Raw genomic sequence first — 7,441 nt, forward strand, 5'->3', positions numbered from 1 at the left:
AGCGAGGTGCGTTATACGGATGCGCGACCCTTGCACCTGTTATCCACAGGTTCTTCCACAGATACTGTGCGCAAGCGCGTCAGCGGAGAATAATACGCCGGTGGTTAGCATCCAAAGGGACTAACGAGCGCTAACAGACTGTTTTTGCACCGTTTACGGATCCATGCCAGGCGATTGCTCAAAAAACGATCATTCGCCTGAAACGCAAGCCCGGCAAGGCCCGCAGTGGAGTGTGCTCAGCTTATCCACAGCCGGATGCACAGTAGATGTGGGCAATTGCTGACGCGTTGCCTACTCTGTTGTGGCCTTGTGCAAAACAATTCTGCCGCGACTCAGATCAGCCAGTTGTCGTTGCAGCGTGTCGGCATGCTCGGGGCCTATCGCGATTGCCATCTGCACGCCAGTGGCAGTGAAGTTTTCACTTTCCAGCAGGCCGTTGACTTCCGCGAGACGCAACTTGACCAGCGCCAGTTCACTGAAGCTGCATTCAAGCTGGAATGACGAACGCTGAATCAGCGGCAGACGCTCGGCCTGCTGCAAACATTTGTTGGCACCACCGCCATAGGCGCGGGCCAGGCCGCCAGTCCCCAGTTGAATGCCGCCGTACCAGCGGATCACCAGCACCACGACTTGATCGAATTCCTGCGCCTCGATGGCTGCCAGGATTGGCCTGCCTGCAGTACCGCCCGGTTCCCCGTCATCGTTGCTGCGATACTGACCACCCAGCTTCCAGGCCCAGCAATTGTGGGTGGCGTTGAGGTCGCTGTGCTGCTCGATGAACGCCTGGGCGTCGGCCGGGCTGGCGATGGGGGCGGCGAGGGTCATGAAGCGGCTCTTGCGGATTTCTTCACGAAACTCGCAAGGGCCGACCAGGGTAAAGGCATGCGTGTATCCAGCTGACGTCAAGGCGTCGATTCTACAAGGCTGGCGGCGTGAGCCCACAACCTTTGAGGATGATCCGGATCAGATTATTGCTGGCCTGATCCATGTCTTGCCGGGTCAGGCGGGAGCGACCGGTGACTCGGCAGATCTGCGAGGCGAAATCAGCGTAGTGCTGGGTGCTTCCCCACAGCAGGAAGATCAGGTGTACAGGGTCGACCGGGTCCATCTTGCCTGCATCGATCCAGGCTTGAAAAACCGCTGCCCGGCCCTGGAACCACAGGCGGTAGTCCTGGCTGAAATACTCGCTCATGCATTCGCCACCGCTGATGATCTCCATGGCGAAGATCCGTGAAGCCTGAGGCTGGCGGCGCGAAAACTCCATCTTGGCGCGAATGTAGCGGGCCAGTGCCTCAGCTGGATCATCTTCGACGCTCAGGTGGTTGAACGTGCTGTCCCACAAATCAATGATGTTGCTCAGTACCGCGACATACAGGCCCAGCTTGTTGGTGAAGTAGTAATGCAGGTTGGCTTTGGGCAGCCCGGCTTTCAGCGCAATGGTGTTCATGCTGGTGCCCTTGAAGCCGTGGCGGGCAAATTCATCTTCGGCTGCCTGGATGATTGCTTGTTCGTTCTTCTGACGAATACGGCTTGCGGGCTTGGTGACGTGAGCGCTGTGTGCGGGGACTTCAAGGGTCATGAGCAATTCCGGACAGGTCGTAGGGCGCAACTAATGAACAGATAGCGCACCGGCGATTATCTCGCAAGCACCGGCGCAAGTGCGGCTATGGAAGCCTATCGTGGTTGTTCAAGGGGATTGGGTTCCGTCGGTGAATCATTCCGGGTCACAGCGACCTTTCCTTCCGGAATCAGCAGGCACATGACGATCGCTGTGATGCCGCCGCTGGTGATGGCCGAATCGAACAGGTTCTGTACCAGTTTGGGCATCTGATGCAGCAGCGCAGGCTGCGCGGCGATACCCAGACCGACACCCAGTGACGTGGCGATGATCAGCATGCTGCGTCGGTCCAGCGGAGACTGGGCCAGAATGCGCACACCGGCTGCCGCGACGCTGCCGAACATCACCAGCGTTGCGCCGCCGAGTACCGGTTTGGGAATCTGCTGGACGATGGCACCGATGTGCGGGAACAGCCCGAGCACGAACAGCACCGCGCCGATGTACAGTCCGGCATAGCGACTGGCAACGCCGGTCAGCTGAATTACACCATTGTTCTGCGCAAAGGTGGTGTTGGGGAATGCACTGAACGTTGCTGCAATCATGCAGCTCACGCCGTCACCCAGCACGCCACCCTTGAGGCGCGCCACGTAGCTCGGGCCACTGATCGGCTGGCGGGCGAGCATGCAATTGGCCGTCAGGTCGCCGACCGTTTCGATACTGCTGATCAGATAAATCAGCGCGACCGGCAGGAAAGCGGTCCAGTCAAAGCTGAAACCAAAACGGAACGGCACCGGCACGCTGATCAAGGGCAGGTCGTGGATCGGCTGTGGAATCAGCTTGCCGCTGAACCAGGCGGCGAGACTGCCGACCGCCAGGCCGATGATGATCGCCGACAAGCGCACCCAAGGCGTATTCGAACGATTAAGTACGATGATCACTGCCAGAACGAAGGCGCCCAGCGCCAGGTTCAACGGCGCGCCGAAGTCAGGTGCGTTGAAGCCGCCGCCCAGGTCCGTCACACCTACCTTGATCAAGCTTACACCAATCAGCGTGATGACAATGCCGGTCACCAGCGGCGTGATGACACGTCGCAACTGGCCAATACAGCGACTGAGCACGATTTGCACAAGCGCGCCGAAAAAGCACACGCCGAAGATCATCGCCATGATGTCCTCTGGGCTGCCGCCGCGTTGCTTGACCAGAAAACCCGCGGACAACACCGCGCCCAGGAAAGCGAAGCTGGTGCCTTGCAGGCAGATCATGCCTGCGCCGATACCAAACGGGCGGCGCGCCTGAATGAAAGTACCTGTGCCCGACACCATCAGGGCCATGCTGATCAGATACGGCAGGTATTGAGTCAGGCCGAGCGTCGATCCGATGATCAACGGCGGGGTGATGATCCCGACGAAGCTGGCGAGCACATGCTGGAACGCTGCCAATATGGCCGTTAAAGGTCTTGGGCGATCATTCAGGCCGTAAATCAGGTCATCGTTGTCGAGTGTTTCAGGCTGCATGGCGAGGTCTCGGACGGGGAACTGCCATGTACTGGCGTGTCGTTATCGGGATTACTGCAAAAAACTGTCCAGTTGCTCAGGTTATTTTTATTTGAGTCCAACTATTTCAATAAATATCAGCCTGATAGCGTTTTCGAGCCGCTCTGCAACGTTGGCTGACTGGAAGGGTGTCCTGCAGGAGTGTGTCATCGGGTAGCGGCCAGTGTTTCCAGAAAGCTCTCCAGCACCAAATGAGGGCGTCTGCCTTTTCGGGTAACGGTCACCAGGTTGAGGTCGTAGAACTTTGAGTCCGGTTTCAGCGCGCGCAATCGACCTTCCTGCACCCAGGGGTTGGCGTAATGATCTGGCAGGTAGCCAATGTAGCGTCCAGTCAGAATCAGGAACGCGATGCCCTCGCGGTCCGAAGCACTGGCGGTGCAAGTCAGTGCCTGATAATGCTCCTGAATATCGTTGGGCAGGCGAAAGGTCGGAGCAATGGCTTCCTGCTGTGCGAGGCGTTCATCATCCAGCGTTGAGTTGTCCGCGTAGAAGAGCGGGTGGCCCACCGCGCAATAAAGCAGCGAACGCTCACTGTATAACGGGTGATATTCAAGGCCGGGTAGGGCGCTGGCCTGTGGCACGACACCGACATGCAGGCCGCCGTCCAATACGCCTCGCTCGACTTCGGCGGGAGCAATCATGCGGATATTGATGTGCACGCCCGGGCCACGCTCTTTCAGGCGGGCCAGTGCATGGGTGATGCGCATGTGGGGAAGGGTGACCAGGTTGTCGGTCAGGCCGATGTTCAACTCGCCGCGCAGGTTCTGATGCAGGCCGTTGACCTCAGTTCTGAAACTTTCCAGAGCGCTGAGCAGTTGCAACGACGATTGATAAACCTCACGTCCTTCGTCGGTCAGTGAAAAACCGGCCCGCCCTCGCTGGCAAAGCCGCAAGCCGAGACGCTGTTCCAGATCGCTCATTTGCTGACTGATCGCCGACCGGCCAATGCCGAGCACGCTTTCGGCCGCGGAAAAACCGCCTGCCTCAACAACACTTTTGAAAATGCGCAGCAAGCGGATATCAAAATCGCTCACCTGCGACAGTGGATCGGGGCGACGGACACTCATTGTTTAGTCCTTACAAAACCAAAGATCATGAAAATCGGGTTTTATGAACTTTAGCCGCGTGACACCTTGGCTGCAATGACCGTTCGTTTAGCGCCTGCGAGGCTTGCCCCCATGAATATGTTCGAAGCGTCTGATGTGCCTGTAGCCAGTCAGTTGAAGCTTGATGCCCACTGGATGCCTTACACGGCGAATCGAAATTTCCAGCGTGACCCGCGCATGGTCGTGGCTGCGCACGGTAGCTATCTGACAGACGACAAGGGCCGCAAGATCTACGATGGGCTTTCCGGGCTATGGACATGCGGGGCCGGGCACACCCGCAAGGAAATTCAGGAAGTTGTTTCCCGGCAACTGGGCATTCTGGATTACTCGCCGGGCTTTCAGTTCGGGCATCCGCTGTCGTTCCAGTTGGCGGAAAAGATTACCGAACTGACGCCGGGCAATCTCAATCACGTCTTTTATACCAACTCCGGTTCCGAATGCGCGGACACGGCAGTGAAGATGGTGCGTGCCTACTGGCGGCTGAAGGGGCAGGCGACCAAGACCAAGATGATCGGGCGCGCGCGTGGCTATCACGGCGTGAACGTGGCGGGCACCAGCCTGGGCGGAGTGAATGGTAACCGCAAGATGTTCGGCCAGTTGATGGATGTCGACCATCTGCCGCACACGCTGCTGGCCAGCAACGCCTATTCGAAGGGGATGCCCGAAGCGGGCGGTATTGCGCTGGCCGACGAGATGCTCAAGCTGATCGAGCTGCACGATGCGTCGAACATCGCGGCGGTAATCGTCGAACCCATGGCGGGCTCTGCCGGCGTGATCGTTCCGCCGCAAGGCTATCTCAAGCGTCTGCGCGAGATTTGTGATCAGCACAATATCCTGCTGATATTCGACGAAGTCATTACCGGCTTCGGCCGTACAGGCTCGATGTTTGGTGCGGACAGTTTCGGTGTCACGCCTGACCTGATGTGTATCGCCAAGCAGATCACCAATGGCGCGATCCCCATGGGCGCAGTGATCGCCAGCAGCGAGATCTATCAGACCTTCATGAATCAGCCAACGCCGGAATACGCCGTCGAATTCCCCCACGGCTATACCTATTCGGCACATCCGGTGGCCTGCGCGGCCGGGCTCGCGGCGCTGGAGTTGTTGCAGCGTGAAAACCTGGTACAGCAGGCAGCAGAAATCGCTCCGCATTTTGAAAGCGTGCTGCACGGTATCAAGGGCGCGAAAAACGTGGTGGATATCCGCAACTACGGCCTTGCAGGCGCCATCCAGATCGCACCTCGTGACGGCGATGCAATCGTGCGGCCTTTCGAGGCAGGCATGAAACTGTGGAAAGCCGGGTTCTACGTGCGTTTTGGCGGTGACACCTTGCAGTTTGGCCCGACCTTCAACAGTCAGGCGCAGGACCTGGACCGGTTGTTCGATGCCGTCGGCGAAACGCTGAACCTGATCGACTGACCACGCTGACAGGCTCTCTTCTTATATAGGTACTTTTATATAGGTGCTTTTGTCGCATGGGCCGCGAAGCCATTCGCGCCCGATGCAATTATCCGGAGTTTTCCATGAGCAGCATTCAACACCTGATCCACGGCGAGTTCATTTCTGAAGATGGCCGCACCGCAGATGTGTTCAATCCGTCGACCGGCCAGGTTATCCACACAGTAGCGCTTGCCACTCGGGACAGGGTCCAGAAGGCGATCGATTCGGCCAAGGCTGCGTTTCCGGCCTGGCGTAATACACCGCCAGCCAAGCGCGCTCAGGTGATGTTCCGCTTCAAGCAATTGCTGGAGCAGAACGAAGCGCGCATTGCTCAGTTGATCAGTGAAGAGCACGGCAAGACCCTGGAAGATGCGGCGGGCGAGCTGAAGCGCGGTATTGAAAACGTGGAGTACGCCTGCGCTGCGCCTGAAGTGCTCAAGGGTGAATACAGTCGTAATGTCGGGCCGAACATCGATGCGTGGTCTGATTTCCAGCCGCTGGGTATCGTTGCCGGTATCACTCCGTTCAACTTCCCGGCCATAGTGCCGCTGTGGATGTACCCGCTGGCCATCGCGTGTGGCAATTGCTTCATCCTCAAACCCTCCGAACGCGATCCCAGTTCCACGCTGCTGATAGCCGAGCTGCTGCACGAGGCCGGGCTGCCGAAGGGTGTGCTGAATGTGGTTCATGGTGACAAGGTTGCCGTCGATGCACTGATCGAAGCGCCTGAGGTCAAGGCGCTGAGCTTTGTCGGTTCGACCCCGATTGCCGAGTACATCTACAAAGAGGGCGCAGCGCGTGGCAAGCGGGTTCAGGCTCTCGGTGGCGCCAAGAACCATGCGGTACTGATGCCGGATGCCGACCTGGACAACGCAGTGAGTGCCTTGATGGGCGCTGCCTATGGATCCTGCGGTGAGCGCTGCATGGCTATTTCGGTTGCGGTATGCGTCGGGGATCAGATCGCCGATGCGTTGGTGGCCAAACTGGTTCCGCAAATTCAGAGCCTGAAAATCGGTGCAGGTACGACTTGCGGCCTGGATATGGGGCCACTGGTTACCGGTCAGCATCGCGACAAGGTCGGCGGCTATATAGCAGATGGTGTGCAGTCGGGCGCTACTCTGGTGGTAGACGGTCGCAATCTCCAGGTTGCCGGGCACGAACATGGCTTCTTCATGGGCGGCTGTCTGTTCGATCGCGTAACGCCAGAAATGCGCATCTATAAAGAAGAGATCTTCGGGCCGGTGCTGTGCATCGTGCGCGTGGACAGCCTTGAACAGGCCATGCAACTGATCAACGACCATGAATACGGCAACGGTACCTGCATCTTTACCCGTGATGGCGAAGCTGCGCGGTTGTTCTGCGATGAGATTGAAGTGGGAATGGTCGGGGTCAACGTTCCGCTGCCAGTACCGGTTGCCTATCACAGCTTTGGTGGCTGGAAGCGTTCCCTGTTCGGCGACTTGCATGCGTACGGTCCCGATGGTGTGCGCTTCTATACGCGTCGCAAGGCGATTACGCAGCGCTGGCCGCAACGTGCGAGCCATGAAGCGTCGCAATTCGCATTCCCCAGCTTGTAAATTCCCGTAGCGGGAGATCGTCTTTAAAGAGGATATCCCGTGTTTGTTGGGGCTCAGCAGTTGAATTGCAGATTTTTGAAATTAACGGTTGACGGCCTCTGTGATCTGTCTATAACTCGCGCCACTTCCGGCGCAGACGGAAACGAAAAAGCCTTGTAGATCAATGGTTTACAAGGGTTTGAAGTGAAGAGTCAGCGAGGAAGGAGG

The 7,441-nt window shown here is 58.0% G+C and carries 6 protein-coding genes; 2 read left to right on the plus strand and 4 right to left on the minus strand.

Annotated elements, in window-relative coordinates; all coding sequences use genetic code 11:
• Window positions 1-291: 291 nt before the first annotated feature.
• From AO277_RS13015 to AO277_RS13030, 4 genes are all read right to left on the minus strand, one after another.
• Window positions 292-906 carry an IMPACT family protein gene (locus AO277_RS13015; RefSeq protein ID WP_257214225.1) on the minus strand — a complete coding sequence of 205 codons (615 nt, stop codon included), beginning with the start codon at window positions 904-906 and terminating at the stop codon, window positions 292-294.
• 10 nt (window positions 907-916) lie between these two features.
• A complete protein-coding gene (locus tag AO277_RS13020; protein WP_002555510.1) occupies window positions 917-1,579 on the minus strand; it encodes a TetR/AcrR family transcriptional regulator in 663 nt (220 codons plus the stop codon).
• Window positions 1,580-1,674: 95 nt separating this feature from the next.
• Entirely contained in the window at window positions 1,675-3,072 is a 1,398-nt protein-coding gene (locus tag AO277_RS13025; protein WP_044317534.1) for a uracil-xanthine permease family protein, read from the minus strand.
• Between the two features lie 185 nt (window positions 3,073-3,257).
• Window positions 3,258-4,178, minus strand: coding sequence for a LysR family transcriptional regulator (locus AO277_RS13030; protein WP_044317533.1), 921 nt, complete (start codon window positions 4,176-4,178; stop codon window positions 3,258-3,260).
• 111 nt (window positions 4,179-4,289) lie between these two features.
• On the opposite strand from AO277_RS13030, the gene aptA reads away from it, so the two are divergent.
• Window positions 4,290-5,636: an omega-aminotransferase AptA gene (aptA, locus tag AO277_RS13035; protein WP_044317532.1), complete on the plus strand. Its 1,347-nt coding sequence runs from the start codon at window positions 4,290-4,292 to the stop codon at window positions 5,634-5,636.
• Between the two features lie 104 nt (window positions 5,637-5,740).
• Window positions 5,741-7,234 (plus strand): CoA-acylating methylmalonate-semialdehyde dehydrogenase, encoded by a 1,494-nt coding sequence (locus AO277_RS13040; protein WP_044317531.1) that lies wholly within the window; start codon window positions 5,741-5,743, stop codon window positions 7,232-7,234.
• The last annotated feature ends 207 nt before the right edge of the window (window positions 7,235-7,441 follow it).

It is taken from the genome of Pseudomonas amygdali (assembly GCF_002699855.1).
GTDB lineage: Bacteria > Pseudomonadota > Gammaproteobacteria > Pseudomonadales > Pseudomonadaceae > Aquipseudomonas > Aquipseudomonas amygdali.